The sequence below is a fragment of the Mycobacterium sp. NGS34 genome, assembly GCF_059812845.1.
Map to the genome: position 1 here is coordinate 221,308 of NZ_JCALDM010000002.1, position 26,250 is coordinate 247,557.

Sequence of the window (26,250 nt, forward strand, 5' to 3'; positions counted from 1 at the left end):
GATGCCAACCATTCAGCAGCTGGTCCGCAAGGGTCGTCGGGACAAGATCGGAAAGGTCAAGACCGCGGCTCTGAAGGGCAGCCCGCAGCGCCGTGGCGTATGCACCCGCGTGTACACCACCACCCCGAAGAAGCCGAACTCGGCTCTTCGGAAGGTCGCGCGCGTCAAGCTGACGAGTCAGGTCGAGGTCACGGCGTACATCCCCGGCGAGGGCCACAACCTGCAGGAGCACTCGATGGTGCTGGTTCGTGGTGGCCGGGTTAAGGACCTGCCCGGTGTCCGGTACAAGATAATCCGCGGTTCGCTCGACACGCAGGGCGTCAAGAACCGCAAGCAGGCTCGTAGCCGTTACGGCGCCAAGAAGGAGAAGAGCTGATGCCACGCAAGGGGCCCGCACCCAAGCGTCCGCTGGTCAACGACCCGGTATACGGGTCGCAGCTGGTCACCCAGTTGGTGAACAAAGTTCTGCTCAAGGGGAAGAAATCGCTCGCCGAGCGCATTGTTTATGGAGCGCTCGAACAAGCCCGCGAAAAGACCGGCACGGACCCGGTGATCACGCTCAAGCGCGCTCTCGACAACGTCAAGCCCGCCCTCGAGGTGCGCAGCCGCCGCGTCGGTGGTGCGACTTACCAGGTGCCCGTCGAGGTGCGCCCGGACCGGTCCACCACGCTGGCGCTGCGCTGGCTTGTCAGCTTCTCGCGGCAGCGCCGTGAGAAGACCATGATCGAGCGGCTGGCAAACGAACTCCTGGATGCCAGCAACGGCCTCGGGGCCTCCGTCAAGCGGCGTGAGGACACCCACAAGATGGCCGAGGCAAACCGCGCCTTCGCGCATTATCGCTGGTGACAGCCGCCCGCGATGATGCGGGAGGCCAGAAAGACAGCAACCGAGCAATCGAAAGAGTGGGAAGACTTCTGTGGCACAGAAGGACGTGCTGACCGACCTCACCAAGGTCCGCAACATCGGCATCATGGCGCACATCGACGCCGGCAAGACGACGACGACCGAGCGCATCCTCTACTACACCGGTATCAGCTACAAGATCGGTGAGGTCCACGACGGCGCCGCCACCATGGACTGGATGGAGCAGGAGCAGGAGCGCGGGATCACCATCACCTCCGCCGCCACCACCTGCTTCTGGAACGGCAACCAGATCAACATCATCGACACACCGGGCCACGTCGACTTCACCGTCGAGGTGGAGCGCAGCCTGCGCGTGCTCGACGGCGCCGTGGCCGTCTTCGACGGCAAGGAGGGCGTCGAGCCGCAGTCCGAACAGGTCTGGCGGCAGGCCGACAAGTACGACGTCCCCCGCATCTGCTTCGTCAACAAGATGGACAAGATCGGCGCCGACTTCTACTTCTCCGTGCGCACCATGGAGGAGCGCCTCGGCGCCAACGTCATCCCGATCCAACTGCCCGTCGGCTCGGAGGGTGACTTCGAGGGCGTCGTCGACCTGGTCGAGATGAAGGCCAAGGTGTGGCGCGGCGAGACCAAGCTCGGCGAGACCTACGACACCATCGACATCCCGGCCGAGCTGGCGGAGAAGGCCGACGAGTACCGCACCAAGCTGCTCGAGGCCGTCGCCGAGACCGACGAGGCCCTGCTGGAGAAGTACCTCGGCGGCGAGGAGTTGTCGGTCGCGGAGATCAAGGGCGCGCTGCGCAAGCTCACCATCAGCTCCGAGGCCTACCTGGTGCTGTGCGGCAGCGCGTTCAAGAACAAGGGCGTGCAGCCCATGCTCGACGCGGTGATCGACTACCTGCCCTCGCCGCTGGACGTGCCGCCGGCCGTCGGGCATGCGCCGGGCAACGAGGACGAGGAGGTCGTGCGCAACCCGTCGACCGACGAACCGTTCTCGGCGCTGGCGTTCAAGGTCGCGACGCACCCGTTCTTCGGCAAACTCACCTACGTCCGGGTGTACTCGGGCAAGGTCGATTCCGGCAGCCAGGTCATCAACGCCACCAAGGGCAAGAAGGAGCGGCTGGGCAAGCTGTTCCAGATGCACTCCAACAAGGAGAACCCGGTGGAGACGGCCTCGGCCGGTCACATCTACGCGGTGATCGGGCTGAAGGACACCACCACCGGTGACACCCTGAGCGACCCGAACCACCAGATCGTGCTGGAGTCGATGAGCTTCCCCGACCCGGTGATCGAGGTGGCCATCGAGCCGAAGACCAAGAGCGACCAGGAGAAGCTCTCCCTGTCGATCCAGAAGCTCGCCGAGGAGGACCCGACCTTCAAGGTGCACCAGGACGTCGAGACCGGCCAGACCGTGATCGGCGGCATGGGCGAGCTGCACCTGGACATCCTCGTGGACCGCATGCGCCGCGAGTTCAAGGTCGAGGCCAACGTCGGCAAGCCGCAGGTGGCGTACAAGGAGACCATCCGCCGCGTGGTGGAGAAGGTCGAGTACACCCACAAGAAGCAGACCGGCGGCTCGGGCCAGTTCGCGAAGGTGCTGATCAGCATCGAACCGTTCCACGGCGAGGACGGCGCGACCTACGAGTTCGAGAACAAGGTCACCGGTGGGCGCATCCCGCGCGAGTACATCCCGTCGGTGGACGCCGGCGCGCAGGACGCCATGCAGTACGGCGTGCTGGCCGGCTACCCGCTGGTGAACCTCAAGGTCACCCTGCTCGACGGCGCCTTCCACGAGGTCGACTCGTCGGAGATGGCGTTCAAGATCGCCGGCTCGCAGGTGCTGAAAAAGGCTGCGGCGCAAGCGCAGCCGGTGATTCTGGAACCGATCATGGCCGTCGAGGTCACCACGCCCGAGGACTACATGGGCGACGTGATCGGCGACCTGAACTCCCGCCGTGGCCAGATCCAGGCCATGGAGGAGCGGGCGGGGGCGCGCGTCGTGAAGGCGCACGTGCCGCTGTCGGAGATGTTCGGCTACGTCGGCGACCTGCGGTCCAAGACTCAAGGCCGGGCGAACTACTCCATGGTGTTCGACTCGTACGCCGAGGTTCCGGCGAACGTGTCGAAGGAGATCATCGCGAAGGCGACGGGCCAGTGAGGCCGAGCAATCAGCTTTAGCGCTTGCGAGTAAGCTGGCCCGGTTAACACCGCGGCCGAAACCCAGAAAATCAACACTGCTTAACAAAGCACCAACAAGTCGGAGGACATAACAGTGGCGAAGGCGAAGTTCCAGCGGACCAAGCCCCACGTCAACATCGGGACCATTGGTCACGTTGACCACGGCAAGACCACCCTGACCGCGGCTATCACCAAGGTCCTGCACGACAAGTATCCGGACCTGAACGAGTCGAAGGCGTTCGACCAGATCGACAACGCCCCCGAGGAGCGTCAGCGCGGTATCACGATCAACATCGCGCACGTCGAGTACCAGACCGAGAAGCGCCACTACGCGCACGTCGACGCCCCGGGTCACGCCGACTACATCAAGAACATGATCACCGGCGCCGCCCAGATGGACGGCGCGATCCTGGTGGTCGCCGCGACCGACGGCCCGATGCCGCAGACCCGCGAGCACGTGCTGCTGGCCCGCCAGGTCGGCGTGCCCTACATCCTGGTCGCGCTGAACAAGGCCGATGCCGTCGACGACGAGGAGCTGCTCGAGCTCGTCGAGCTGGAGGTCCGCGAGTTGCTGGCCGCCCAGGAGTTCGACGAGGACGCCCCGGTGGTGCGGGTATCCGCGCTGAAGGCGCTCGAGGGCGACGCGAAGTGGGTCGAGTCCGTCGAGGAGCTGATGAACGCGGTCGACGAGTCGATCCCGGACCCGGTCCGCGAGACCGACAAGCCGTTCCTGATGCCCGTCGAGGACGTCTTCACCATCACCGGCCGTGGCACGGTTGTCACCGGTCGTGTGGAGCGCGGCGTGGTCAACGTGAACGAGGAAGTCGAGATCGTCGGCATCCGCCCGACCACCACCAAGACCACCGTCACCGGTGTGGAGATGTTCCGCAAGCTGCTCGACCAGGGTCAGGCCGGTGACAACGTCGGTCTGCTGCTGCGTGGTATCAAGCGCGAGGACGTCGAGCGCGGCCAGGTCGTGACCAAGCCCGGCACCACCACGCCGCACACCGAGTTCGAGGGCCAGGTCTACATCCTGTCCAAGGACGAGGGCGGCCGCCACACGCCGTTCTTCAACAACTACCGCCCGCAGTTCTACTTCCGTACGACGGACGTGACCGGTGTGGTGACGCTGCCGGAGGGCACCGAGATGGTGATGCCCGGTGACAACACCAACATCACGGTCAAGCTGATCCAGCCCGTCGCCATGGACGAGGGCCTGCGGTTCGCGATCCGCGAGGGTGGCCGCACCGTCGGCGCCGGCCGGGTCGTGAAGATCATCAAGTAATTCGCTGTCACACGAGGCCCGGGCCGCCGATAACGGCAGCCCGGGCCTCGTGCTTTTCGGTCCCCGAATTGGCCCAAACTGGAGGCGGGCCGCGCGGGTTAATATAGATTCAGCTTATTGCGTCCGTGTCTAATGACCGGGCGATTATTGCTTTCGTCGGTGACGTGACCGGGAGGTTGGGATGTCGTTCGTTTTCGCGACGCCCGAATACCTGGCTGGAGCGGCATCCGACCTGGCGAACATCGGGTCGACCATCAGCTCGGCCAACGCGGCCGCGTTGGGCCCCACCTCCAGCGTCCTGGCCGCGGGCGCCGACGAGGTCTCGGCGGGCATAGCCGCGCTCTTCGACGCCCATTCGCAGGTCTATCAGGCGCTCAGCGCCCAGGCGGCACTGTTCCACCAGGAGTTTGTCAACCTCATGAGCAGCGGCGGGGTGCAGTATGCGCTCGCCGAGGCCACGAACGCGTCGCCGCTGCAGACCGTGGAGCAAGGCGCGATGAGCGTGGTGAGCGCCCCCGCCCAGGCCGCGGCGATGGCCGTCCAGGCGGGCACCGGCGCGGCGGGGGCCCCGACCGCCGCCGCCGGCGTCGCGCCCGGAGCGTTCGGCGCGGGCGGTAGCGGCGCGGCCGGCCAGCTGATCAGCAGCGTCGGCGCCGACCCCGGCGCGGCGGCCGTCGGCACCGGGGGATCGTTCAGTCCCGGCGGGGCCGGCCTCACGGCCAGCCTGGTCGCGGGTCAGAACTTCGGCGGCGTCCCCGCGGCCGGTGGGAGCGGCGCGCTGGCCGAGTCCGGCGCCGCCGCGGAGATCGCCGGCGCCGAAGACCTCGGTATCGGGGAGGCGGCCGCGGCCGCTCCGCCGATCACCCCGCTGGCGGGCCTGCCCACGACTGCATCCGCCGCCCCCGCCGCCGCGGTACGACCCGGCACGCCGGCCTACTCTCCCGCACCGGCCGGGACGTCCGAGCCCGCCGAGGAGTGACGGGCGCTCGCTTTGCGAGCGTGGCGCTGGCGACAGCGTTAATCTGACACGGACTTCCCAGCGAGACGAGGAGAGACACGTGTTGGCGCGCTACCTGAAGGCACAGTTGATCGTTTTGCTGTGCGGCGGCCTGGTCGGGCCGATCTTTTTGATCGTCTACTTCACCATGGGTTTCGGTGACCTGCTCGCGTGGATGCTCTACGTCGGCCTGCTGATCACCGTCGCCGACGTGGTGATCGCGATCGCGCTGGCCAACTTCGGGGCGAAGTCGTCCGCCAAGAACGCCGAGCTCGAGCAGAGCGGCGTGCTGGCGCTCGCCCAGATCACCGGGCTCACCGAGACGGGGACATGGATCAACAACCAGCAGGTGGTCAAGGTGCACCTGCACATCTCCGGGCCGGGCTTCCTGCCGTTCGACAGCGAGGACCGCGTCATCGCCCACCTCACCCGGCTCGGCAATCTCAACGCCCGCAAGGTGGTGGTCCTGGTCAACCCGACCACCCAGGAATACCGCATCGACTGGGAGCGCAGCGCCCTGGTCAACGGGCTGGTGCCCGCGCAGTTCACCCTGAGCGAGGACAACCGGACCTACGACCTGAGCGGGCAGGCCGGCCCGCTGATGGAGATCCTGCAGATCCTGAAGGCCAACAACGTGCCGCTCAACCAGGCGGGCGACCTGCGGTCCAATCCGGTCCTGCGTCAGCAGATCTCGGCCGTGGTCCGCCGGGCGGCCGAACAACAGGCCCCGGCCCCCCAGCCCGCCGCGGCGGGCGGTCCCGCACCCGCCGCCACGCCCCAGCAGCCGTCGATCGCGCAGCGGCTCCAAGAGCTGGAGACGCTGCGGGCCAGCGGCGCGCTGACCGACCAGGAGTACAACAGCCGGCGGGCCCAGATCATCTCCGAAATCTGAATCCGGCCCGCATTAGAACACGTTTCAGTTCCGCTGCTAGCCTGTCCTCGTGGCTGCACAGGTTGGATCACTGCAAGGACGGGTGGCGTTCGTTACCGGCGCCGCCCGGGCGCAGGGACGGTCGCACGCGGTGCGGCTCGCCCGGGAGGGCGCGGACATCATCGCGCTCGACATCTGCGCGCGCGCTTCGGACACCCTGACCTACACCCCGGCGTCGCCCGAGGATCTCAGCGAGACCGTCCGCCTGGTCGAAGCCGAGGGCCGCAAGGTGCTGGCCCGCGAGGTCGACATCCGGGACGACGCCGCGCTGCGTCAACTGGTGGCCGACGGCGTCGAACAATTCGGGCGGCTCGACATCCTGGTCGCCAACGCCGGGGTGCTCGGCTGGGGCCGGGTCTGGGAACTCACCGACGAGCAGTGGGACACCGTGATCGGGATCAACCTGACCGGCACCTGGCGCACCCTGCGCGCCGCGATTCCCGCGATGATCGAGGCCGGCAATGGCGGTTCCATCGTCGTCGTCAGCTCGTCCGCGGGCCTGAAGGCCACGCCCGGCAACGGCCATTACGCCGCCAGCAAATTCGGGCTCACCGGCCTGACCAACACTCTGGCGATCGAACTCGGCGAATACGGCATCCGGGTCAACTCCATCCACCCCTACTCGGTCGAAACCCCGATGATTGAGCCCGAGGCGATGATGGAAATCTTTGCCAAGCACCCGCGCTACGTGCACAGCTTCCCGCCAATGCCGATGCAGTACAAGGGATTCATGACGCCGGACGAGGTGTCCGACGTCGTCGTCTGGTTGGCCGGTGACGGCTCGGGCACACTGTCGGGCACGCAGGTCCCCGTCGACAAGGGCGCGTTGAAGTACTGACCGGCCACCGTGGTATGAACTCCACGTGACTGAAAAGGGTGTCGTGATCGTCGGCGGCGGATTGGCCGCCGCCCGGACCGCTGAGCAACTGCGCCGGTCCGAATACGCCGGCCGCATCACGATCGTCAGCGACGAGGTGCACCTGCCCTACGACCGCCCGCCGCTGTCCAAGGAGGTGCTGCGCAAAGAGGTCGACGACGTGGCCCTCAAACCGCGCGAGTGGTACGACGAGAAGGACATCACGCTGCGGCTGGGTGCCGCGGCCACCGCGCTCGACACGGCCAAGCAGACGGTGACGCTGTCCGACGGAACCGCGCTCGGCTACGACGAGCTCGTCATCGCCACCGGGCTGGTGCCCCGGCGCATTCCGGCGTTCGGCGACCTGGACGGCATTCGGGTGCTGCGCTCGTTCGACGAGAGCATGGCGTTGCGCGAGCACGCGTCCGCCGCGCAGCGCGCCGTCGTCGTCGGCGCCGGTTTCATCGGCTGCGAGGTCGCGGCCAGCCTGCGCAGCCTGGGCGTGGACGTGGTGCTGGTCGAACCGCAGCCGACGCCGCTGGCGGCGATACTCGGCGAGCGGATCGGACAGCTGGTTGCGCGGCTGCATCGCGACGAGGGCGTCGACGTGCGCCTCGGGCTCGGGGTGGCGGAGGTGCGGGGCGAGGGCCACGTCGACACCGTGGTGCTGACCGACGGGACGGAGCTCGCCGCCGACCTGGTCGTGGTCGGCATCGGATCGCGACCTGCGACCGAGTGGCTTCAGGGCAGCGGCGTCGATGTCGACAACGGCGTCATCTGCGACGAGGCCGGGCGCACCAGCGCGCCGAACGTGTGGGCGCTCGGCGACGTCGCCTCCTGGCGCGACACGACGGGACACCAAGCGCGCGTGGAACATTGGAGCAACGTCGCCGACCAGGCCCGCGTGGTGGTGCCCGCGATGCTCGGGCAGGACGTGCCGTCGGCCGTGGTGGTGCCGTATTTCTGGAGCGACCAGTACGACGTCAAGATCCAGTGCCTGGGCGAGCCCGAGGCCACCGACACCGTCCACCTCGTCGAGGACGACGGCCGCAAGTTCCTGGCCTACTACGAGCGCGACGGGGTGCTGGTCGGCGTGGTCGGCGGCGGGATGCCCGGCAAGGTCATGAAGGTCCGCGCCAAGATCGCCGCCGCCGCACCCATCGCCGAGGTGCTGGGCTGACGCCCGCATGCCCCGGCTCGCGATACTCGACGACTACGCCGGCGTGGCGCTCGACCTCGCCGACTGGTCTCCGGTGCGAACCCATTGTGAGATAACGGTTTTCGACCGACACCTGTCCGAGGCGGAGGCGGTCGAGGCGTTGCGGCCCTTCGAGGTGATCTGCACGCTGCGCGAGCGGATGGCGTTGCCGCGCACGCTCATCGAGCGGCTGCCCAACCTCAAGCTGATCACCATCGTCGGCCGGAGCCTGCCGAACCTGGACATGGCCGCGGCCACCGAGCGCGGCGTGCTGGTCGCCCACTCGGACTTCGCCAACCCGCGATTCTCCTCGGTTCGCGACGCGACCCCGGAACTGGCCTGGGGCCTCTTGATCGCGACGGTGCGCAATCTGGCCGAGGAGCACCGGCGGATGCGCGACGGGGGATGGCAGGCGAGCACCGGTATGACGTTGTCCGGCAAGACGCTCGGGCTGCTGGGCCTGGGCCGGACCGGCAAGCGGATGGCCGAATACGCGAAAGCCTTTGGCATGCGGGTTATTGCGTGGAGCCAGAACCTCACCGACGAGGCCGCCGCGGCGGCCGGCGCCCGCCGGGTCGACAAGGCCGTCCTGTTCACCGAATCCGACGTGGTCTCGATCCACCTGGTGCTCTCCGAGCGCACCCGCGGGCTGGTCGGTCAACCCGAGCTGGCCCTGATGAAGCCGCAGGCCTACCTGATCAACACCTCGCGCGGGCCGATCGTGGACGAGGCCGCGCTGATCGACGCGCTGGCCATGGGGCGGATCGCGGGTGCCGGGCTCGACGTCTACGACACCGAACCGCCGCCGCCCGACCATCCGCTGCGGGCGCTGGCGAACGTGACGCTGTCTCCCCACCTCGGCTACGTCACCCGCGAAATGCTCGGCGCCTTCTACGAAGACACCGTCGAGGCCGTCGTCGCCTGGCTGGACGGGGCGCCGGTCCGGATCGCCAACCCCGAGGCCCAGAACTAGTTCGGCGAAACCTACTGCCAATTCACCGGCGGGCCGTGCGGATGGCACTCGGCGAGGACCGCGAGCTCGCCACCCGGCCAGCGGCGGGCCCGCACCAAGAATCGGATCGGCGCGCCGGGGCCGTCCCGCGCGGGCTCCAGCGTCAGGTGCGCGAACGGGGACCGGGTGTCGGCCTGCCCGCCGAGCGCCTCGATCCCGTCGCGGACCGCGGCGCGCTCCTCGCCGGACAGGTACTGCCAGGTGATCGAATGCCACAGCACGGTCAGCGCTCCGGCGGCAAGGGTCAGGCCGGCCACCGCCTCGGCCGCCGTCCGGCGCTCGAGGGGCGCCGGGACGTTCCGGGCGACGGCGATGGCGCCGCGCAGCCGGCGCAACCGCTCGTCCTGGTCGGGCCAGACGTAGCTCAACGCGGTCACTTCGCCCTCGGCGCCGGTGACGTCGACGGGCGCGATGTCGTAGCCGTTTCGCTCGACGATGCGCAGGGAGCCGTCGGGCGGCAGGGTGCCGCGCCACGCGTCGTCGATGGTGACCGGTGAGTCGGGCTGTCCCCACCGGCCGGCCTGGTGGCGGTAGTGGTAGTGGTCGGCGCGCATGTTCAGCCCCGCGCTCGACCCGATCTCGAAAAGCCTTATCGGCAAATCTAATCCGCGGTTGAGCCGCAGCAGCCCACCGATCAGCGCGGCGGATCGCCCCACCTCGTTGGTCTGCGGCGGCTGCGCAAGCGCGGCGCGCAGCGGGTCGGCGTTTTCCCCCGCGGTGCGCAGGATTTCGGGCCACGCGTTGGCCGCGTCCCAGGCGCCGCCCGTGCTGGGATACCAGCGGCGCAACTGCGGCGCCCGGCCGTCGAGCACCAACCGGTGCAGCCCGCCCAGCAGCCGGAGCGGCACCGCGTGGCGCGAGGGTGCGTCCTCGTGGCCGGACAGGATGGTCGCGAAGACGCCGCCGGCTTCGACGTCGGCGGCCACCAGCTCGAAGAGCTCCCCGTACATCGGGGAGCCGGAGACCGCGCAGAACCCGCCCTGCGAGCGCAGCATGTGCAGCAGGTGCTCGGTGCCCCCGCTCATCGGTCCAGCCTTTCCAGCCCGGCCCCGACGACGTCGAATGCGTCGCCGAGAGCGGCCGGCAGCGGGACGGATTCGTCCGAGAGCCAGTGCTCGTAGGCGCTCAACGCCACCCCGAGCATCGTCCAGGCGACGGTCTGCGGCAGCGGGTCGGTCGTCTTGACCCCCAGCCGGTGGGCCACGAAGCCCGCCATCACCTCGCGCCAGCCGGCGTACATGGTCATCGAATAGGCCTGCAGCTCAGCGGTTTCCAGGATGACCCGCATGCGCTGGCGGTGCCGGACTGTCTCGCACTCGTCGAAGGTGTTGAACGCCAACAGGGCCCCGCGCAGCGCCTCGTCGAGGGGCACCCGCGGATCGACGTTGTCGAGCAGGTCGCGCAGGTGCGCCAGGTGGGCGTCGAAGTCGCCCCACAGGATCGCGTTCTTGGACGCGTAATAGCGAAACAGCGTGCGCCGGGCGATGCCGGCCGCGTGCGCGACGTCGTCGACGCTCACGTCGGCGAACCCCCGGGAGGCGAACAGGTCGAGGGCCACGTCGGTGATGTGCCCCGGCGTCGTCGAACGGCGCCGGCCCACTCGCGGCTGCGGCATCTTCAGACCCGCCCTTCCATTGCGGCACTCGATGCCATATTGTGTCCAGAACGATCCATCGTTGTCGAGTCCCAAGCGGGAGGAAAAGTTTCATGGAGCACGAAAACGAGACCCAGACCGAGCTCGTCACCGAGACCCTCGTGGAAGAGGTGTCCATTGACGGGATGTGCGGGGTCTACTGATCCGCGTGTTCGACCCCGATCGCGGCTGGCGGCTGCATCCGCAGGTGGCGGTGCGGCCGGAGCCGTTCGGCGCCCTGCTCTATCACTTCGGCACCCGCAAGCTGTCCTTCCTGAAGAACCGCACCATCCTCACCGTGGTGCGGTCGCTGGCCGACCACCCCGATGTCCGGTCGGCCTGCCGCGCCGCGGGCGTCGACGACCCGGGGCAGGAGCCGTACCTGCACGCGCTGGGTGTGCTGGCGGATTCAAAGATGTTGGTACTTCAGGAGGCTCAATGACCGTCACGGTTCCGCGGCTGATCGAGCAGTTCGAGCGCGGGCTGGACGCCCCGATCTGCCTGACGTGGGAGCTGACCTACGCGTGCAACCTGGCGTGCGTGCACTGCCTCTCGTCGTCGGGCAAGCGCGACCCGCGCGAGCTGTCCACCCGCCAGTGCATGGACATCATCGACGAGCTGGAACGCATGCAGGTGTTCTACGTCAACATCGGCGGCGGCGAACCCACCGTGCGGCCCGACTTCTGGGAGCTGGTCGACTACGCGACCGCGCACCACGTCGGCGTGAAGTTCTCGACCAACGGCGTCCGGATCACCCCGCAGGTCGCGGCGCGCCTGGCGGCCAGTGACTACGTCGACGTCCAGATCTCGCTCGACGGCGCCACCGCGGAGGTCAACGACGCCGTCCGCGGCGCCGGCTCGTTCGCGATGGCGGTGCGGGCGCTGGAGAACCTGGCCGAGGCGGGATTTCGGGACGCGAAGATCTCGGTCGTCGTCACCCGGCACAACGTCGACCAGCTCGACGAATTCGCCGCGCTGGCAAGCCGTTACGGCGCCACGCTGCGGATCACCCGGCTGCGGCCCTCGGGTCGGGGCGCCGACGTGTGGGAAGAGCTGCACCCCACCGCCGCCCAGCAGGTCCAGCTCTACGACTGGCTGGTCGCCAAGGGGGAGCGGGTGCTCACCGGTGACTCCTTCTTCCACCTCGCGCCGCTCGGCTCCTCCGGCGCCCTGGCCGGTCTGAACATGTGCGGCGCCGGCCGGGTGGTGTGCCTGATCGACCCCGTTGGCGATGTCTACGCCTGCCCGTTCGCCATCCACGACCGGTTCCTGGCCGGAAACATCCTGTCCGACGGGGGATTTGACAACGTCTGGAAGAACGCACCGCTGTTTCGCGAACTCCGCGAACCGCAGTCGGCGGGGGCCTGCGGCAGCTGCGGGCACTACGACAGCTGCCGGGGCGGCTGCATGGCGGCCAAGTTCTTCACCGGCCTGCCGATGGACGGGCCCGACCCCGAATGCGTCCAAGGCCACAGCGAGCAGGCGCTGACGCGCGATCGCGACACGCCGCGGCCCCGTGCCGACCACTCCCGGGGCCGACCGATCAGCGAGCCGGTGCCGCTCACCCTGTCCATGCGACCGCCGGCGCGGCTGTGCAACGAAAGTCCCGTATAGCCGTGGCACACCAATGGTTCGAAACGGTCGCCATCGCCCAGCAGCGCGCGAAACGGCGGCTGCCGAAATCCGTTTATTCGGCGCTGCTTGCGGGCAGCGAAAAGGGAATCACCGTCGCGGGCAACGTCGAAGCGTTTAGCGAACTCGGATTCGCCCCCCACGTGGTCGGCGCGCCGGAAAAGCGCGACCAATCGACTACCGTTATGGGACAGGATATTTCGTTGCCGGTAGTCATTTCGCCGACCGGCGTCCAGGCCGTCGATCCGGACGGCGAGGTGGCCGTCGCGCGGGCGGCGGCGGCGCGCGGAACGGCGATGGGGCTGTCCTCGTTCGCCAGCAAGCCGATCGAAGAGGTCATCGTCGCGAACCCCAAACTCTTCTTCCAGGTGTACTGGCTCGGCGGGCGCGACGCCATCGCCGAGCGCGTGGAACGGGCGCGCCAGGCTGGCGCGGTCGGTTTGATCGTCACCACCGACTGGTCGTTCTCGCACGGGCGCGACTGGGGCAGTCCGAAGATCCCCGAAGAGATGAACCTGCGGACCATCCTGCGGCAGTCTCCGGAGGCGGTCTTCAAGCCCCGTTGGCTGTGGAAGTACGGCAAGACGCTGCGCCCGCCGGACCTGCGGGTGCCCAACCAGGCGCGCCGCGGCGAGGCCGGTCCGCCGTTCTTCGCCGCGTACGGGGAGTGGATGGGCACCCCGCCGCCGACCTGGGACGACATCGCCTGGCTGCGTGAGCTGTGGGGCGGACCGTTCATGCTCAAGGGCGTAATGCGCGTCGACGATGCCAAAAGGGCTGTGGACGCGGGTGTTTCGGCGATCTCGGTGTCGAACCACGGCGGCAACAACCTGGACGGCACGCCGGCGTCGATCCGCGCCCTGCCCGCCGTGGCCGCCGCGGTGGGGGACCAGGTCGAGGTGTTGCTCGACGGCGGCATCCGCCGCGGCAGCGACGTCGTAAAGGCGGTGGCGCTTGGGGCGCGCGCGGTGATGATCGGCCGGGCGTACCTGTGGGGCCTCGCGGCCGGCGGCCAGGCCGGCGTGGAGAACGTCCTCGACATCTTGCGCGGGGGGATCGACTCGGCGCTGATGGGTCTGGGGCGTTCCTCGGTGCACGACCTCAGCCCGGACGACCTCTTGGTGCCGGCCGGCTTCGCCCGGGCGCTCGGGGTGCCGCCGGCCTAAACCTGGGCACGTCGGGCCTTTTTCCCAAGATTGAGCATGAGCCGTTTTCACCAACGACGCGAAATGGCCCTCTAGCGTGAATCGACGGCGGCGAAAATTGTGGTGCTCGCGAGGCAACCGTGACGGACGAGCCATCAAATTCGGCCGCTTGGTGAACGGCCCAGAAAAAAATTATTTTGTAGGGTCAACAATTGGTGCACGCCAGGTGAATTCGTCCTACCATCAGCCAGTGCCCGTACTCGGCGAATTAGCAACGATGGCGTCGAGCCAGCTATTTGGCACCTCACCCTCATTAATGGTCCCGCTGGGGTCGACCGAACAACACGGTCCGCACCTCCCGCTGGACACCGATACCCGGATTGCGACGGCGGTCGCCCGCGGCGCCCGGGCCCGCCTGGAACAGGACTGGTTGGTGGCGCCGGCCATCGCCTACGGCGCCAGCGGCGAGCACCAAGACTTCGCCGGAACGATCTCGATCGGCACCGAAGCCCTGACGGCGCTGCTGGTGGAGTACGGCAGGTCAGCGGCGTGCTGGGCCCCGCGGATCCTCTTCGTCAACGGCCACGGCGGCAACGTCGGCGCGCTGCGCTGCGCGGTGAGCGCGCTGCGCGCCGAGGGCCGGGACGCCGCCTGGTGCCCCTGCGTCGCCCCCGGCGGCGACGCCCACGCCGGCCATACCGAAACGTCGGTGTTGCTCCATATCTCGCCGGCCGACGTGCTGACCGACCGGTGGCTCACCGGCAACCGGGCGCCGTTGGGAGACCTGCTCCCCGCGATGCGCCGGGGGGGCGTCGCGGCGGTCAGCCGGGTCGGGGTGTTGGGGGACCCGACGACCGCGACGGCCGCCGAGGGCAAGCGCATCTTCGCCGAGATGGTCGACGACTGTGTCCGTCGAGTCGCCCGGTGGTCACCCGGGCCCGACGGGATGATCACATGACGGCTACCCGGTTGCCGGACGGGTTCGCCGTCCAGGTCGATCGCCGCGTGCGGGTGCTCGGCGACGGCTCCGCCCTGCTGGGCGGCTCACCGACGCGCCTGCTGAAGTTGGCGCCCGCCGCCCAGAGCATGCTCTCCGACGGCCGGCTGAAGGTTCGCGACGACGTCAGCGCCCAGCTGGCCCGCACCCTGCTGGACGCCACCGTGGCGCACCCGCGCCCGGCGGGCGGCCCGTCGCACCGCGATGTGACGGTAGTTATCCCGGTGCGGGACAACGTCTCCGGGGTGCGACGCCTGGTCAGTTCGCTGCGCGGGTTGCGCGTCATCGTGGTCGACGACGGGTCGTTCCCCCCGATCGGGCCGGAGGACTTCATCGGCGCGCACTGCGACGTCGAGGTGCTGCGCCACGCCCACAGCAAGGGTCCGGCGGCGGCGCGCAACACCGGGCTGGCCGCCTGCACCACTGACTTCGTGGCGTTTCTGGACTCCGACGTCACGCCGCGCCGCGGGTGGCTGGAGGCCCTGCTCGGTCACTTCTGCGATCCGACCGTCGCCCTGGTCGCGCCGCGCATCGTCGGTCTGTCGCACAGCGAGAACGTGGTGGCGCGCTACGAGGCGGTGCACTCGTCCCTGGACCTGGGGGAGCGCGAGGCCCCGGTGCTGCCCCACAGCACGGTGTCCTACGTGCCCAGCGCGGCGATCATCTGCCGCCGCTCGGCCATCCGCGGCGTCGGCGGCTTCGACGAGACGATGCAGTCCGGCGAGGACGTCGACCTGTGCTGGCGGCTCATCGAAGCGGGCGCCCGGCTGCGTTACGAGCCGATCGCGCAGGTGGCCCACGATCACCGCACCGATGTACGGGATTGGCTCGCGCGCAAGGCCTTTTACGGCGGTTCGGCGGCCCCGCTGTCCGTTCGCCACCCAGACAAGACGGCCCCGGTGGTGATCTCCGGCTGGGCGCTGATGGCCTGGATCCTCGTCGCGTTGGGGACGAGCCTCAGCCAGCTCGCCTCGATCGTCGTCGCGCTGCTGACGGGACGGCGGATCGCCAAGGCGATGCGCGGCGCCGACACCTCGCTGGTGGACGTCCTCACGATCGCGACCCGCGGACTGTGGTCGGCGGCGCTGCAGCTGGCGTCGGCCCTGTGCCGGCACTACTGGCCGCTGGCATTGGTCGCGGCCATCCTGTCGCGCCACTGCAGACGGGTCGTCCTGGTGGCCGCCGTCATGGACGGCGTGGTGGACTGGCTGCGCCGCCGGGACGCCACCGGCGACGACGCCGAACCCATCGGGCTGCTGACCTACGTGTTGCTCAAGCGGGTCGACGACCTGGCCTACGGCCTCGGGCTGTGGTGGGGCGTGGCGCGCGAACGCAACGTGCGCGCGCTCAAGCCGCAGATTCGCACCTGACCGCACCGTGGCCGCCCCGCACAGCGATGTGCTGATCGTCGGCGCCGGCAGTGCTGGATCCGTTGTTGCCGAACGCCTTTCCGCCGACCCCGCCCGCACCGTCACGGTCCTGGAGGCCGGCCCCGCGCTCGCCGACCCGGAGCTGCTCGCCCTGACCGCCAACGGGCTGCAGCTGCCGATCGGGGTCGGCAGCCCGCTGGCCCGGCGCTACCTGACCACGCTCACCGATCGGCACGCCCTCAAGCTGCCGATCGTGCGCGGGGCCACGGTCGGCGGGTCGGGCGCGATCAACGGCGGTTACTTCTGCCGCGCGCTGCCGCGCGACTTCGATGGGGCCGGCGTTCCCGGCTGGGCCTGGCCGGACGTGCTCGAGCACTTCCGCGCCATCGAAACCGACCTCGATTTCGACGGTCCCGCCCACGGTAAGTCTGGGCCGATCGCGGTGCGCCGAACGCGCGAAATGACCGGCACCACAGAAACTTTCATCGCGGCGGCCGAGGGCGCCGGATTTGCGTGGATCGAGGACCTCAATGATGCGGGGCCGCAACTGGTTTCGGGCCTTGGTGCGGTCCCGCTGAACATCGTCGACGGCGTGCGCACCGGATCCGGGGCCGCGTACCTGCTGCCGGCGCTCGGCCGGCCCAACCTGACATTGCTGGAGCGGACCCGCGCGGTGCGACTGCGTTTCGCGGGCGCGGCCGCGGTGGGCGTCGACGTGATCGGACCGCAGGGCCGGGCGACGCTTTCCGCCGACCGAATCGTGCTGTGCGCCGGCGCCATTGAGTCGGCGCACCTGCTGATGCTGTCCGGCGTCGGTGACGAAGCGACGCTGCGTGCGGTGGGCGTCCGGGTGGTGGCGCCGCTGCCGGTCGCGACGTCGTTCAGCGACCACCCCGAGTGGGTGTTGCCGACGAACTGGGCGGTGGCCCCTGGCCGGCCCGTGGTGGAGGTCGTGCTCAGCACCGCCGACGGGATCGAGATCCGCCCGTACACAGGCGGGTTCGTGGCGATGACGGGCGACGGCACCGCGGGCCACCCCGACTGGCCGCACATCGGGGTGGCGCTCATGCGGCCGCGGGCGCGCGGGCGCATCACGCTCGCCTCGCCGGACCCCGTGGTGCCGCCGCACATCGAGCATCGCTACGACAGCGAGCCCGACGACGTCGCCGCGCTGCGCCGGGGCAGTGAACTGGCCCGCGAGTTGGCCGGTGCCGCAACGTCTGTCGGGTCGCCCGTGTGGTCGACGTCGCAACACCTGTGTGGCACCGCGCCGATGGGTGCCGTCGTCGACCCGCGCTGCCGGGTCTATGGCATCGAGAACCTTTGGGTGATCGATGGGTCGATCCTGCCCGAGATCACCAGCCGCGGACCGCACGCGACGATCGTGATGCTCGGTCACCGGGCAGCGGAGTTCGTCGCGTGAGCAAGCCACGAACCGTGCGCGCAGCTAAATAACCACGGCCACCATGCATTCCGTGGTCGTGATGAGGTGCGAATCAGTCTTCGTACGGTGAGATCAGGCCCGGCACCGGCGCTGCGGCCGGCTGTTCCTCTTGCGCAGCGGCCGAGGCTGCCGGGGAATAGGCCGGGGTCGCCGGGGAGTAGTTCGGTGTCGCCGCGGGAGCCGCCGTCAACGGCGTGCCGATCGGCATCGCCTGCGCCGCCGTCGCCGGAGAGAATGCCGGCGCTTCCACCGGCGCTTCGACCGGCGCCGCCGCGACCGGCGCGCCGGCGGCGGCCGGCGTGACGACCTGCGCGGCCGCGGGAGCATAGGCCGGGGTGCTGGCCGGGGCGATCGGCGCGGCCGCCGGCGCCGCCGCCGGCGCCGCCGCGAGTGGCGTGCCGGTCGGCGCCAGCGCCACCGGTGCCGCGGGAGCCGGCGTGGCCGCGGCCGCCGGCGTGACCGCTGCCGCCGGCGTGACCGCGGGCGCGGCCGCGGCCGGCGCAGTGCCACCGGCGACCCCCGCCGCTGCCGCCGGCACTCCCGCCACCGTGGATCCCGCCGAGGCCGCGGTGCCGGCCAGCGGCTGCGCGCTCGACAGCGCCTGGCCGGGGACATTGCCGGTCACCATGTTCTGCACGGTTTGCAGGGGAGAGGCGTTCGCCGCCTCGGTGAGGGCGTATTGCTCGGCGCCGGCGCTCATCAGCTGGACGAACTGGGTGTGGAAGGCCTGTGCCGCGGAGCTGAGCGCTTGAAAGGTCTGCGCATGCGCGTCGAACAGGCTCGCGATGCTCGCCGATACCTCGTCGGCGCCCGCGGGCAGCACGCTGGAGACCGGACCCAAAGCGGCTGAATTGGCGTCGCTGATCATGGAGCCGATGTTCGCCAAGTCCGTTGCGGCGTTGGCCACATACTCGGGCGCTGCGATCACATACGACATTCGGCTCCCCCGGCTGTCTCGACGTCGTCCGCCTCCCCATCACGGACACCGCCTCCGCAGACTATCGCCCACGCGGGGTCTCCCGAGGCGTTTTCGGCGGATCTTCACCGCGCATTCGCCGGCGGTCGGGTCACACCCGATTACCGCACGTGGGGCGGGCCGCGCCGCAGCGCGACCCGCCCCGAAAGATGCGGCGACATTCATGCTGCCCACGTAGATGGCCACGACAAGTGGCGGGCGCGCGGCCGACTTTCCGTCAGGCGCGAACTCTGCGTCGCAATGTTCGTGGACGGCACGACGTCCCGGTTGCGAATATCACCTCCCTTCAGCGATCCGCGATCCGCACACGATCCTCGGAGGCGATCGCTCCCGTAGAACCGGCGCCTGTTTGCTGCAAGAGTCGATACCCATCAACACCACACCCACCTCAACCCGCGAGATGACCTGTACCTGTCGATATATATTTTGAAATACCACGACGAGCAGCCGTGCGCAAGTATCCGAGCCGACCCGGTGGACGCTGGCGGAAAAATTCAGGTCGAGCGGGCTCCGCTCACCGACCACCGGTCAGTCGGTGTCGTTCCCCGGCAGCGACATTGGGCGTTCAGCGGGACGGTTCTCGATGCCGGCCGACGCCCTGGCCGGCCCGGTGGAAGAGCCGGCGCACGAGCCTCAGCTGCCGCCCGTCGCGGCCCGGAGCCCACAGCCCGATGAGGACCGCCGCGCCGGCGACGATCACGGCCAGGACCGTGGTCGAGGCGTGCATCGCCGTCATGAACGCCGCTTTGCTGACCTCGGCCAGCTGGCCACCCTGCGGCCCCAGCTTCCCGGCCACCTCGACCGCCTTGGCCAGTGAATCGGCCGCGGGGCCGCGCACCGCGGCGGGGAAGCCCGCCAATCTCGGTGCGAGCTCGTGTGAGTAGCGGCCGGCCAGTATCGAGCCGGCCACGGCGATCCCCAGGGCCCCGCCCATCTCTCGCGACGTGTCGTTGACCGCGGACGCGACGCCCTGCTTTTGGTCGGGAACCGCACCCATGATCGCCGAGGTCGTTGGCGCGGTGCAGAATCCGATGCCGGTGCTCAGGATCAACGTGGGCCACGCCATCTCGAGGAAAGTCGAGTGGAGGTCGAGCGTCCGCATGCAGAGGAACCCGACGGCCATCGTCAACGTGCCCACGAACAAGACGAGCCGCAGGCCGAACTTCGGCACATACCAAAACGACAGCGCCGAGAAAATGCCCAGCGGGACCATGAACGGACCGAACGCCACCGCCGTCATCAGCGGCGAATAACCCATGATCTGCTGCACGTACTGCATGCCCAGGTAGAAGAAACCGAACGTCGCGCCGAACAGGATGACGATCGTCGCCACCCCGGTGGCGAAACCGGGATCGCCGAAGAGCCGCACGTCAAGAAGCGGGTGCCTCGTCCGGAATTCGACGACGCCGAACACGGCCGCGATGATCGCCCCCGCGACGAGCCCGCCCAAGACCAGGGGATCGCTCCAGCCGCGGTCGGGCGCCTCCAGGATCGCGGCGACCGCGATTGCGACGGCCGCGCCGATCAGGACCGCGCCCAGCGAATCGATCCGGGGCGCGTCGTGCTCGCGCGACGACGCGACGGTGCACGCCAGCGCGAAGATCACCAGGCCGGCGACGCCCAACGACCAAAAGATCGCGTGCCAGTCCCAAAAGCGAAGCAGCAGACCGGATCCGAACATGCCCAGCACCCCGCCGGAACCGGCGGTGCCGGCCCAGATCCCGACGGCCTTGATGCGGTCTTCCTTCGGATACGCCACAGTCAGCAGCGACAGCGTCGCCGGCATCACGAAGGCGGCGCCGACGCCGGCGACCGCCCGGCCCGCGATGATCTGCAGCGGGCTGTGCAACAGCGCCGGCGTGGCCGACCCGAGGGCGAAAATGACCAAACCGATGAGCAACGCGCCCCGCCTGCCGTACCGGTCGCCGATCGCCCCGGCGGGCAGCAGCAAGCAGGCCAGCGCCACGGTGTAGCCGTCGACGATCCAGGTCAGCTGCGACTGGGTCGCCGAGGTGGCGACCGCGAGGTCGCCCAGGGCGGTGTTCAGCGCCGTCATCGACGCGACCACCAGCCCGACGCCCATGCAGGCGACGGCCAGGGTCCAAGTTCGGGCGCGGGGACTACCCCCGAGGCGCGCTACATCAGTACGCTGATCAGGCCGTACCAGCGCTTCGACCATATAAATGCGCCTCCTAACGGGGGCGTAGACAGACTTTCGAGACTCTTGGTCTTGTAGGTAGACCCATAGTCTCGGTTCCAAACCGGGAGGTAGCTCACAATTACCGGCGGAAGTACCGATCCCCGTCCGGCGCGGTCCAGGGCCCGTTTGCTCGAGGCCGCGGCCGCGCTGCTGCGATCGGGGGGTCCCAGCGCGGTGACCGTCGATGCGGTCACTCGTAGCGCCAATGTCGCGAGGGCGACCCTGTATCGCCACTTCCCGAGCGGAAACGATTTGCTGGCGGCGGCATTCAACAGCCTGATACCGCCGCCGCCGATGCCACCGTCCGAAGGCTCGCTGCGCGAGCGCCTGATCGGGTTGGTGCTGGCCCAGGCCGAGACCGTGGCGCAGGCGCCGGCGCTGTTGACGGCCATGTCGTGGCTGTCGCTGGGCCGCGACCTGGACGGGTTGCCGGCCCACAGCGCCTCGATCACCACGTTGCGCGAGCGCATCGCCCAGCAGTACGCCGCCCCGTTCGACGCGGTTTTCGACAGCCCCGAGGCCGCCGCCGAACTGGGCGAGGTCGACCGGTCGCGTGCGATCGCGCTGCTGATCGGCCCGCTGATGCTGGGGCGCCTGTCGACCCTGCCCGACTTCGACTATCGCGAGTGCGCGCGCGCCTCCGTCGATGGTTTCCTGCACGTGCAGCGGGCCCAGCAGAGGGCCGACGCGGCGACCACGGAATCGGCCGGCGCCTGAGTCCCGGCGACGTTTGCCCGGGATTTGGCCAAACCCATGATCTGAGGCATACTGTTCGGGTTGCCTTGCGCCGGGTTCTGCCTGGCCGGGCATACGACCAGCGCCCAACCGGGCGCGTCCGGTCCCATCCTCGGAGCGCGACTTAATTTCGGCCGCGAACGAGGCTGCGTGAGGGTGACACGCCCGACCGCGGGGGCCGGTGGACCACGACAGGTAAACAGCGGCGCAACACCGGCGCGACGCTCGACCGGCCCAAGATTGGGCCGCCGATTGGCGCGCCGGGGCACCAGGCCCGGACACGGGCTTTAACAGGAGTGAGGGTAGGAGAAAGCGTGGCGGGACAGAAGATCCGCATCAGGCTTAAGGCCTACGACCATGAGGCCATCGACGCATCGGCGCGAAAGATCGTCGAGACCGTCGTCCGCACGGGTGCCAGCGTCGTAGGTCCGGTGCCGCTGCCGACCGAGAAGAACGTGTACTGCGTCATCCGCTCCCCGCACAAGTACAAGGACTCGCGGGAGCACTTCGAGATGCGTACGCACAAGCGGTTGATTGACATCCTCGATCCGACGCCGAAGACGGTCGACGCGCTGATGCGCATCGACCTTCCGGCCAGTGTCGACGTCAACATCCAGTAGGAGATCCAGACTCATGGCACGAAAAGGCATTCTGGGTACCAAGCTGGGCATGACGCAGGTGTTCGACGAGAACAACCGGGTCGTGCCGGTGACGGTGGTCAAGGCCGGTCCCAACGTGGTGACGCGCATCCGCACGCCGGAGCGCGACGGCTACAGCGCCGTGCAGTTGGCGTACGGCGAGATCAGCCCGCGCAAGGTCAACAAGCCGGTCACCGGTCAGTACACGGCGGCGGGCGTCAACCCGCGCCGCTTCCTGGCCGAGCTGCGGCTGGACAACCCCGACGCCGCCGCCGAATACGAGGTCGGCCAGGAGCTGACGGCGGAGATCTTCGCCGACGGCGCCTACGTCGACGTGACCGGCACCTCCAAGGGGAAGGGCTTCGCCGGCACCATGAAGCGGCATGGCTTCCGCGGCCAGGGCGCCAGCCACGGTGCCCAGGCGGTGCACCGCCGGCCGGGTTCCATCGGAGGCTGCGCCACCCCGGCGCGGGTCTTCAAGGGCACCCGGATGGCCGGCCGGATGGGCAACGACCGGGTGACCGTGCAGAACCTGTTGGTGCACAAGGTCGATACCGAGAACGGCGTGCTGTTGATCAAGGGTGCGGTCCCCGGCCGCACCGGCGGGCTCGTGATGGTCCGCAGCGCGATCAAACGAGGTGAGAACTGATGGCTCTCAAGATTGAAGTCAAGACGCCGGACGGCAAGGTCGACGGCTCCGTCGAGCTGCCCGCCGAATTGTTCGACGCCCCGGCCAATATCGCGCTCATGCATCAGGTGGTCACCGCGCAGCGGGCGGCCGCCCGGCAGGGCACGCACTCGACCAAGACGCGCGGCGACGTCAGCGGTGGCGGTCGCAAGCCCTACCGGCAGAAGGGCACGGGACGCGCCCGCCAGGGTTCGACCCGGGCGCCGCAGTTCACCGGTGGTGGCACCGTGCACGGCCCGAAGCCACGGGACTACAGCCAGCGCACGCCCAAGAAGATGATCGCCGCGGCGTTGCGCGGCGCTCTCTCGGACCGGGCGCGCAACGGGCGCATCCACGCGGTCACCGAGTTGGTCGCGGGCCAGACCCCGTCGACCAAGAGCGCCAAGGCATTTCTGGGCACGCTGACCGATCGCAAGCAGGTGCTGCTGGTCATCGGCCGCGCCGACGAAACCGGTGCGAAGAGCGTGCGCAACCTGCCCGGCGTGCACGTCCTGGCGCCCGACCAGCTGAACACCTACGACGTGTTGCGCTCCGACGACGTGGTGTTCAGCGTCGAGGCCCTCAACGCCTACATCGCGGCCAACACCGCCAACACCAGCTCCGCCGAGGAGGTTTCGGCCTGATGGCGACCATCGCTGACCCGCGGGACATCATCCTGGCGCCGGTCATCTCCGAGAAGTCCTACTCACTGTTGGACGACAACGTGTACACGTTCGTGGTGCACCCCGACTCGAACAAGACGCAGATCAAGATCGCCATCGAGAAGATCTTCTCCGTCAAGGTCGCGTCGGTGAACACCGCGAACCGGCAGGGCAAGCGCAAGCGCACCCGGACCGGCTACGGCAAGCGCAAGGGCACCAAGCGCGCCATCGTCACCCTGGCCCCGGGCAGCAAGCCGATCGACCTCTTCGGCGCACCGAGCTAGCCGAGCGCGAGAGAAAGACCTGATTAGACATGGCAATTCGTAAGTACAAGCCGACGACCCCGGGTCGCCGCGGCGCCAGTGTGTCCGACTTCGCCGAGATCACCCGTTCGGAGCCGGAGAAGTCCCTGGTGCGCCCGCTGCACGGGCACGGTGGACGCAATGCCCACGGCCGGATCACCACCCGGCACAAGGGTGGCGGCCACAAGCGCGCCTACCGGGTGATCGACTTCCGTCGTAACGACAAGGACGGCGTCAACGCGAAGGTCGCGCACATCGAGTACGACCCGAACCGCACCGCCAACATCGCGCTGCTGCACTTCCTGGACGGCGAGAAGCGCTACATCATTGCCCCGCTTGGGCTCTCGCAGGGCGACGTGGTGGAGTCGGGCCCCAACGCCGACATCAAGCCAGGCAACAACCTGCCGCTGCGCAACATCCCGGCCGGTACCTTGGTGCACGCCGTGGAGCTGCGCCCTGGTGGCGGCGCCAAGCTCGCGCGCTCGGCCGGGTCGAGCATCCAGCTGCTCGGCAAGGAGGGCAGCTACGCGTCGCTGCGGATGCCCAGCGGCGAGATCCGCCGCGTCGACGTGCGCTGCCGCGCCACGGTCGGCGAGGTGGGCAACGCCGAGCAGGCAAACATCAACTGGGGCAAGGCCGGTCGCATGCGGTGGAAGGGCAAGCGCCCGTCCGTCCGTGGTGTCGTGATGAACCCGGTCGACCACCCGCACGGCGGTGGTGAGGGCAAGACCTCCGGTGGCCGCCACCCGGTCAGCCCGTGGGGCAAGCCGGAGGGCCGCACCCGTCACCCGAACAAGCAGAGCAACAAGCTCATCGTCCGACGCCGGCGCACCGGCAAGAAGCACTCGCGGTAGGAGTAGCCACCCATGCCACGCAGCCTGAAAAAGGGACCGTTCGTCGACGACCACCTGCTCAAGAAGGTGGACGTGCAGAACGAGAAGAACAGCAAGCAGGTCATCAAGACCTGGTCGCGTCGTTCGACGATCATTCCCGACTTCATCGGCCACACCTTCGCCGTGCACGACGGGCGCAAGCACGTCCCGGTGTTCGTCACCGAGGCGATGGTGGGCCACAAGCTCGGCGAGTTCGCCCCGACGCGCACCTTCAAAGGGCACATCAAGGATGATCGGAAGGCCAAGCGGCGATGACCACAACTGAGTTTCCGTCCGCGGTCGCCAAAGCGCGGTTCGTGCGGGTGTCGCCGACCAAGGCGCGCCGGGTGATCGACCTGGTGCGCGGCAAGTCGGTGGAAGACGCGCTCGACATCCTGCGCTGGGCGCCGCAGGCCGCCAGCGAGCCGGTCGCCAAGGTGATCGCCAGCGCCGCGGCCAACGCGCAGAACAACAACGGCCTGGACCCGGCGACGCTGGTGGTCGCCACCGTGTACGCCGACGAGGGACCGACGGCCAAGCGCATCCGTCCGCGCGCCCAGGGCCGCGCGTTCCGGATTCGCCGGCGCACCAGCCACATCACGGTCGTGGTGGAAAGCCGCCCCGCCTCCGGCGAGCGGTCGGCGAAGTCCACGCGGGCGCGCCGCGCCGAGGCCAGCAAGGCGGCGGCGAAGGCGCCGGCCAAGACGGCCCCGGCCAAGAAGGCTCCCGCCAAGAAGGCGCCGGCCGCCAAGAAGGCCCCGGCAAAAAAGGCCCCGGCCAAGGCTTCTGAGGCTTCTGAAGCGAAGGGAGGCTCAGACTAGTGGGCCAGAAGATCAATCCGCACGGCTTCCGGCTCGGCATCACCACGGACTGGAAGTCCCGCTGGTACGCCGACAAGCAGTACGCCGACTACGTCAAGGAAGACGTCGCGATCCGCCGGCTGCTGTCCACGGGCCTGGAGCGCGCCGGCATCGCCGACGTGGAGATCGAGCGCACCCGCGACCGGGTTCGCGTCGACATCCACACCGCGCGTCCCGGCATCGTCATCGGCCGCCGCGGCACCGAGGCCGACCGGATCCGGGCCGACCTGGAGAAGCTGACCGGCAAGCAGGTCCAGCTCAACATCCTCGAGGTCAAAAACCCCGAATCGCAAGCACAATTGGTGGCGCAAGGCGTCGCCGAGCAGTTGAGCAACCGCGTGGCGTTCCGCCGCGCGATGCGCAAGGCCATTCAGTCGGCGATGCGGCAGCCCAACGTCAAGGGCATCCGGGTGCAGTGCTCCGGCCGCCTCGGCGGCGCGGAGATGAGCCGCTCGGAGTTCTACCGCGAGGGCCGGGTGCCGCTGCACACCCTGCGCGCCGACATCGACTACGGCCTGTACGAGGCCAAGACCACCTTCGGCCGCATCGGCGTGAAGGTGTGGATCTACAAGGGCGACATCGTCGGCGGCAAGCGCGAATTGACCGCCGCCGCCCCGGCGGGCGCCGACCGTCCGCGCCGCGAGCGGCCGTCGGGCACGCGTCCGCGGCGCAGTGGGGCGTCGGGCACCACGGCGACCAGCACCGAGGCCGGCCGTGCCGCGGGTGCGGAGGACCAAGCAGCGCCCCCGGCCGAGGCCGCGCCGGCCCCCGAACCGCAGAGTACGGAGAGCTGAAT

General features: G+C 69.1%; 29 protein-coding genes. 25 read left to right on the forward strand and 4 right to left on the reverse strand.

What is annotated here, in order from left to right:
- The first annotated feature begins 1 nt into the window (after position 1).
- The 9 genes from rpsL to AC5Y7V_RS05985 all read left to right on the forward strand — a co-directional run bounded on the left by rpsL (position 2) and on the right by AC5Y7V_RS05985 (position 9,282).
- Positions 2–376 (forward strand): 30S ribosomal protein S12, encoded by a 375-nt coding sequence (gene rpsL, locus AC5Y7V_RS05945; RefSeq protein WP_003879423.1) that lies wholly within the window; start codon positions 2–4, stop codon positions 374–376.
- Positions 376–846 (forward strand): 30S ribosomal protein S7, encoded by a 471-nt coding sequence (gene rpsG / locus AC5Y7V_RS05950; protein ID WP_067012878.1) that lies wholly within the window; start codon positions 376–378, stop codon positions 844–846. Before rpsL ends, rpsG begins: the two co-directional genes overlap by 1 nt.
- 70 nt (positions 847–916) lie before the next feature.
- A complete protein-coding gene (gene fusA, locus AC5Y7V_RS05955) occupies positions 917–3,022 on the forward strand; it encodes an elongation factor G (RefSeq protein ID WP_499879124.1) in 2,106 nt (701 codons plus the stop codon).
- A 114-nt stretch (positions 3,023–3,136) separates the two neighbouring features.
- Entirely contained in the window at positions 3,137–4,327 is a 1,191-nt protein-coding gene (gene tuf / locus AC5Y7V_RS05960) for an elongation factor Tu (protein ID WP_499879125.1), read from the forward strand.
- 181 nt (positions 4,328–4,508) lie between these two features.
- The gene (locus AC5Y7V_RS05965; protein WP_499879126.1) at positions 4,509–5,306 is read left to right on the forward strand and encodes a PE family protein; all 798 of its coding nucleotides are present in this window, start codon (positions 4,509–4,511) and stop codon (positions 5,304–5,306) included.
- Between the two features lie 79 nt (positions 5,307–5,385).
- Complete coding sequence (locus tag AC5Y7V_RS05970; RefSeq protein WP_499879127.1) at positions 5,386–6,216, forward strand: SHOCT domain-containing protein; 831 nt, start codon at positions 5,386–5,388, stop codon at positions 6,214–6,216.
- A 49-nt stretch (positions 6,217–6,265) separates the two neighbouring features.
- Complete coding sequence (locus tag AC5Y7V_RS05975) at positions 6,266–7,093, forward strand: mycofactocin-coupled SDR family oxidoreductase (protein ID WP_499879128.1); 828 nt, start codon at positions 6,266–6,268, stop codon at positions 7,091–7,093.
- Between the two features lie 25 nt (positions 7,094–7,118).
- Entirely contained in the window at positions 7,119–8,291 is a 1,173-nt protein-coding gene (locus AC5Y7V_RS05980) for an NAD(P)/FAD-dependent oxidoreductase (RefSeq protein ID WP_499879129.1), read from the forward strand.
- Positions 8,292–8,298: 7 nt separating this feature from the next.
- On the forward strand, positions 8,299–9,282 hold the full coding sequence (locus AC5Y7V_RS05985) for a D-2-hydroxyacid dehydrogenase family protein (RefSeq protein ID WP_499879130.1): 984 nt from the start codon (positions 8,299–8,301) through the stop codon (positions 9,280–9,282).
- Between the two features lie 11 nt (positions 9,283–9,293).
- Here AC5Y7V_RS05985 and AC5Y7V_RS05990 read toward each other — a convergent pair whose 3' ends face one another.
- Both AC5Y7V_RS05990 and mftR read right to left on the reverse strand, forming a co-directional pair.
- Positions 9,294–10,346: a DUF2332 domain-containing protein gene (locus AC5Y7V_RS05990; RefSeq protein WP_499879131.1), complete on the reverse strand. Its 1,053-nt coding sequence runs from the start codon at positions 10,344–10,346 to the stop codon at positions 9,294–9,296.
- The gene (gene mftR / locus AC5Y7V_RS05995) at positions 10,343–10,936 is read right to left on the reverse strand and encodes a mycofactocin system transcriptional regulator MftR (protein ID WP_499879132.1); all 594 of its coding nucleotides are present in this window, start codon (positions 10,934–10,936) and stop codon (positions 10,343–10,345) included. The genes AC5Y7V_RS05990 and mftR overlap by 4 nt, the downstream gene beginning before the upstream one ends.
- Before the next feature lie 92 nt (positions 10,937–11,028).
- Here mftR and mftA point away from each other — a divergent pair, with 92 nt between their 5' ends.
- The 7 genes from mftA (at position 11,029) to mftG (ending at position 17,521) form a co-directional block, all read left to right on the forward strand.
- On the forward strand, positions 11,029–11,118 hold the full coding sequence (mftA, locus tag AC5Y7V_RS06000; RefSeq protein ID WP_499879133.1) for a mycofactocin precursor MftA: 90 nt from the start codon (positions 11,029–11,031) through the stop codon (positions 11,116–11,118).
- Positions 11,119–11,123: 5 nt separating this feature from the next.
- The gene (gene mftB, locus AC5Y7V_RS06005; protein ID WP_499879134.1) at positions 11,124–11,396 is read left to right on the forward strand and encodes a mycofactocin biosynthesis chaperone MftB; all 273 of its coding nucleotides are present in this window, start codon (positions 11,124–11,126) and stop codon (positions 11,394–11,396) included.
- Positions 11,393–12,568: a mycofactocin radical SAM maturase gene (gene mftC / locus AC5Y7V_RS06010; RefSeq protein ID WP_499879135.1), complete on the forward strand. Its 1,176-nt coding sequence runs from the start codon at positions 11,393–11,395 to the stop codon at positions 12,566–12,568. Before mftB ends, mftC begins: the two co-directional genes overlap by 4 nt.
- A 2-nt stretch (positions 12,569–12,570) precedes the next feature.
- Positions 12,571–13,752 (forward strand): pre-mycofactocin synthase MftD, encoded by a 1,182-nt coding sequence (mftD, locus tag AC5Y7V_RS06015; RefSeq protein WP_499879136.1) that lies wholly within the window; start codon positions 12,571–12,573, stop codon positions 13,750–13,752.
- Between the two features lie 205 nt (positions 13,753–13,957).
- The gene (mftE, locus tag AC5Y7V_RS06020; RefSeq protein WP_499879137.1) at positions 13,958–14,689 is read left to right on the forward strand and encodes a mycofactocin biosynthesis peptidyl-dipeptidase MftE; all 732 of its coding nucleotides are present in this window, start codon (positions 13,958–13,960) and stop codon (positions 14,687–14,689) included.
- Positions 14,686–16,098, forward strand: a complete 1,413-nt coding sequence (mftF, locus tag AC5Y7V_RS06025) for a mycofactocin biosynthesis glycosyltransferase MftF (RefSeq protein WP_499879138.1) — start codon at positions 14,686–14,688, stop codon at positions 16,096–16,098. Before mftE ends, mftF begins: the two co-directional genes overlap by 4 nt.
- A 7-nt stretch (positions 16,099–16,105) precedes the next feature.
- Positions 16,106–17,521: a mycofactocin dehydrogenase MftG gene (gene mftG, locus AC5Y7V_RS06030; RefSeq protein ID WP_499879139.1), complete on the forward strand. Its 1,416-nt coding sequence runs from the start codon at positions 16,106–16,108 to the stop codon at positions 17,519–17,521.
- Between the two features lie 73 nt (positions 17,522–17,594).
- On the opposite strand, the gene AC5Y7V_RS06035 is transcribed toward mftG, so the two are convergent.
- Together AC5Y7V_RS06035 and AC5Y7V_RS06040 are read right to left on the reverse strand one after the other, a co-directional pair.
- Complete coding sequence (locus AC5Y7V_RS06035; RefSeq protein WP_499879140.1) at positions 17,595–18,479, reverse strand: PE family protein; 885 nt, start codon at positions 18,477–18,479, stop codon at positions 17,595–17,597.
- A gap of 604 nt (positions 18,480–19,083) precedes the next feature.
- Complete coding sequence (locus AC5Y7V_RS06040; protein WP_499879141.1) at positions 19,084–20,697, reverse strand: MFS transporter; 1,614 nt, start codon at positions 20,695–20,697, stop codon at positions 19,084–19,086.
- A gap of 147 nt (positions 20,698–20,844) precedes the next feature.
- Here AC5Y7V_RS06040 and AC5Y7V_RS06045 point away from each other — a divergent pair, with 147 nt between their 5' ends.
- From AC5Y7V_RS06045 to rpsC, 9 genes are all read left to right on the forward strand, one after another.
- On the forward strand, positions 20,845–21,435 hold the full coding sequence (locus AC5Y7V_RS06045) for a TetR/AcrR family transcriptional regulator (protein ID WP_499879142.1): 591 nt from the start codon (positions 20,845–20,847) through the stop codon (positions 21,433–21,435).
- 332 nt (positions 21,436–21,767) lie between these two features.
- Entirely contained in the window at positions 21,768–22,073 is a 306-nt protein-coding gene (rpsJ, locus tag AC5Y7V_RS06050) for a 30S ribosomal protein S10 (protein ID WP_003873519.1), read from the forward strand.
- Between the two features lie 13 nt (positions 22,074–22,086).
- Positions 22,087–22,740 (forward strand): 50S ribosomal protein L3, encoded by a 654-nt coding sequence (gene rplC / locus AC5Y7V_RS06055; protein WP_067012928.1) that lies wholly within the window; start codon positions 22,087–22,089, stop codon positions 22,738–22,740.
- Positions 22,740–23,402 carry a 50S ribosomal protein L4 gene (gene rplD, locus AC5Y7V_RS06060; RefSeq protein WP_499879143.1) on the forward strand — a complete coding sequence of 221 codons (663 nt, stop codon included), beginning with the start codon at positions 22,740–22,742 and terminating at the stop codon, positions 23,400–23,402. The genes rplC and rplD overlap by 1 nt, the downstream gene beginning before the upstream one ends.
- The gene (gene rplW, locus AC5Y7V_RS06065; RefSeq protein ID WP_067012931.1) at positions 23,402–23,704 is read left to right on the forward strand and encodes a 50S ribosomal protein L23; all 303 of its coding nucleotides are present in this window, start codon (positions 23,402–23,404) and stop codon (positions 23,702–23,704) included. The genes rplD and rplW overlap by 1 nt, the downstream gene beginning before the upstream one ends.
- A 29-nt stretch (positions 23,705–23,733) precedes the next feature.
- Positions 23,734–24,576: a 50S ribosomal protein L2 gene (rplB, locus tag AC5Y7V_RS06070; protein WP_085190746.1), complete on the forward strand. Its 843-nt coding sequence runs from the start codon at positions 23,734–23,736 to the stop codon at positions 24,574–24,576.
- 12 nt (positions 24,577–24,588) lie between these two features.
- Positions 24,589–24,870 carry a 30S ribosomal protein S19 gene (gene rpsS, locus AC5Y7V_RS06075; protein ID WP_025738376.1) on the forward strand — a complete coding sequence of 94 codons (282 nt, stop codon included), beginning with the start codon at positions 24,589–24,591 and terminating at the stop codon, positions 24,868–24,870.
- Positions 24,867–25,415, forward strand: a complete 549-nt coding sequence (gene rplV, locus AC5Y7V_RS06080) for a 50S ribosomal protein L22 (protein WP_499879144.1) — start codon at positions 24,867–24,869, stop codon at positions 25,413–25,415. The genes rpsS and rplV overlap by 4 nt, the downstream gene beginning before the upstream one ends.
- Positions 25,415–26,248 (forward strand): 30S ribosomal protein S3, encoded by an 834-nt coding sequence (gene rpsC, locus AC5Y7V_RS06085; RefSeq protein ID WP_499879145.1) that lies wholly within the window; start codon positions 25,415–25,417, stop codon positions 26,246–26,248. The genes rplV and rpsC overlap by 1 nt, the downstream gene beginning before the upstream one ends.
- Positions 26,249–26,250: the final 2 nt, after the last annotated feature.